The 206-nt window shown below is 40.3% G+C and carries 1 pseudogene; it reads left to right on the top strand.

From position 1 onward, the window contains the following. A pseudogene (secD, locus tag V6256_RS16390) lies at positions 1-206 on the top strand (protein translocase subunit SecD); the annotation flags it as partial.

The following is a 206-nucleotide window of genomic DNA, read 5'->3' as shown; positions in this document are numbered from 1 at the left end:
ATTAAAATCAAGTGAAGCTCTATTATTAGCACGTGAAAATATCAGTGCAGCCATCGGCGATGGGTTTGTAGCGGCGTTAAATTTAGCGCCTTCAACACCATGCTGGTTAGAAGCGATTGGTGGTAGCCCATTAAAATTAGGTCTTGATTTACTTGGTTGTGTTGACTTGTTAATGGAAGTGGATATGGATGAAGCCATTAGTAAAG

This window comes from Psychromonas aquatilis (assembly GCF_038155185.1).
GTDB lineage: Bacteria > Pseudomonadota > Gammaproteobacteria > Enterobacterales > Psychromonadaceae > Psychromonas > Psychromonas aquatilis.
The sequence above is the reverse complement of the archived record's forward strand: the minus strand, read 5'-3'. Positions and strand labels throughout refer to the sequence as shown.